Here is a 2183-nt window from a genome sequence, read left to right as displayed (position 1 = left end):
GCGTCGCGACCTTCTGGCCGTCGGCCCAGAGGTTGAGCGCATGCGGGGCAACAGGGGCGTCGGCGGCCGAGTTCATGGCTGCTCGGGAGGCTCGACTCCGGGACGCGAGACGGACTGCATCGTTGGGTGGTCCTTGGGGCCGAGCACGAGGGCGAGCCCCAGGCTGTCCAACACCGCCAGCAGCTTGTCCAGTCGCACGGAGCCCTTGCCGTTCTCGAGGCGGGAGAGCAGGTCGACGGAGACGCCGCTCAAAGAGGCCGCATCGTCGATGCGCAGCGACTGTGCGCGGCGACGGGCTCGGATGGCCGGGCCGAGGGCGCCGGCATCCACGACGCGCAGGAGTTCGGGTGGCGGGGCGCTAGGGTTGGAAGTCATTTCGGAATTCCCGTGATGAGGCGCTCCGGACGATGCCGGAAGGACAAATTTCTTGAATTCCGAAATCATGCCACAGCTGTGGCTTTACAACTTCAAATTCATTAAATTCCGAAACTGTCTCGCTATCTTCGGTCCTGCCAGCTTGATGCCTTAAATTCCGAAACGAGTTTGCCCGCCATGCGACAGCACAAGGGCGAGCTCACCGCGCGCATCAAGTGGCCCAAGCCGGCCGGTCGTGGGTAGATGACCCCGCCCCGGTTTCGTCCTGCTGCGCCCGGCGTCAGGCCCCGCGCATTGCCCGCTTCGCCGACAGYGCCATGAAGACGGCGAACACGACGACGACGACCAGGCCGGCGGTCAGCGACGAATGCTCGGCGATCAACCCGATCAGCGGCGGGCCGGCCATCATGCCGAGGTAGCCGACGCCAGACACCGCCGCGATGCCGTGGGCTGAAGACACGCCGGGCACTTGCGACGCCGCGCTGAAGATCACCGGTACGACGTTGGACAGGCCCAGCCCCACCAGCGCGAAACCGATCAGCGCCACGACGGGCGAGGGCAGGGCCAACGCCAGCGCCATGCCGGCGGCGCCGAGTACGCCGCTGGCCCGCATCAGCTTCGTGCCCGACATGCGCGCTCGCACCCAGTCGCCGCCGAACCGGCCCACAGCCATCGCGCCGCTGAAGCTGGCGTAGGCGAGGGCCGCGGTGCTGGGCTCGCTGCCGCGCTCCTGCTTCATGAAGAGCACGCTCCAGTCGTACATCGCGCCCTCGGCGATCAAGCCCATGGACGCCAGCACGCCCAGCAGCAGCAGCGGGCCACGCGGAATGCTCAGCGGTCGCTTTTCGTCGGCCGCACCGGGCTCGACGGGCAGCATCGCGCGGCTGGCCACCAGCGCGCAGACGGCACCCAGGCCGGTGGCCACGAAGAGATGGCCCTGCGGCGTGAGGCCCAGCGCCGGCGCGACGCTGCCCAGGCCCGCGCCTGCCATGCCGCCGAGGCTGAACATGCCGTGGAAGCCGCTCATCAGCGGCCGCTTGGACAGGCGCTCGATCTCGGTCGCCTCGACGTTGACCGACACATCGAGCAGACTGCCCGTGATGCCGAAGCCGAGCATGACGACCAGCAGCGCCGCATAGGACGAGAACGCCAGCAGGCAGGCGACGCTGGCGCAACACAGCACGCCCATGGTGGCGGCCACGGCGCTGGGGCCGAAGCGGCCGACGATGCGGCCCGCCTGGGCCAGGGCCAGCAGCGCGCCGACGCCGCYGGCCAGCATGGCCAGTGCCAGGGTTTGCTCGCCCAGCCCGTAATGGGCCTTGACGGTGGGCACATGCACGCCCCACGTGGCGAACATCACGCCCAGCACGAAGAACTGCGTGCGCAGGGCCCACGAGGCGCCGGTCAGGGAGACCGTCACTTGGCCGAGGCAGTCACGCGGGTGAAGAAGTCGTAGACGCCCTGGTCGCCCATCTTGCGGGCGTCGGCCAGCTCGCCGCCTTCGGTGGCGTAGATCAGCTTGCCCTGAGGCGACAGCACGGCGACGGCGGGGATGCCCTTCTTCAGCGGCACGCGATAGCCCTCGGCAATGTCGACATTGCGGTCGAAGCGGCCGACGTCGACCTTGACGACCTTGAAGTTCTTGGCGATCAGCGGCGCGCTCGGGCCGTGCTTGAAGCTGTTGTCCAGCATGCGGCAGTCGCCGCACCAGTTGGCGCCGAAGACGACCAGCACGGGCAGCTTGGCCTTCTCGGCTTCCGCCAAGGTGGCGCGGATCGCAGCCTTGGCGTCGACGCCTTCGTCGTAGA

3 protein-coding genes are annotated in these 2183 nt (G+C 68.6%); all 3 read right to left on the bottom strand.

Annotated elements, in window-relative coordinates:
* Positions 1-72: 72 nt before the first annotated feature.
* Positions 73-375: a helix-turn-helix domain-containing protein gene (locus tag AC1DU6_RS28545; protein WP_457322519.1), complete on the bottom strand. Its 303-nt coding sequence runs from the start codon at positions 373-375 to the stop codon at positions 73-75.
* A 280-nt stretch (positions 376-655) separates the two neighbouring features.
* On the bottom strand, positions 656-1795 hold the full coding sequence (locus tag AC1DU6_RS28540; protein WP_477861254.1) for an MFS transporter: 1140 nt from the start codon (positions 1793-1795) through the stop codon (positions 656-658).
* Positions 1792-2183: thioredoxin family protein (locus AC1DU6_RS28535; protein WP_477861253.1), on the bottom strand; the 392-nt coding region annotated here is incomplete at its 5' end. The genes AC1DU6_RS28540 and AC1DU6_RS28535, both read right to left, overlap by 4 nt.

It is taken from the genome of Roseateles sp. P5_B10, assembly GCF_056400485.1.
This window is presented reverse-complemented; position numbering and strand designations above follow the sequence as displayed.

Bases quoted from the DNA above. Each gene is read 5' to 3' on its own strand.
- AC1DU6_RS28545 (WP_457322519.1), bottom strand. From the start codon at position 375: ATGACTTCCAACCCTAGCGCCCCGCCACCCGAACTCCTGCGCGTCGTG.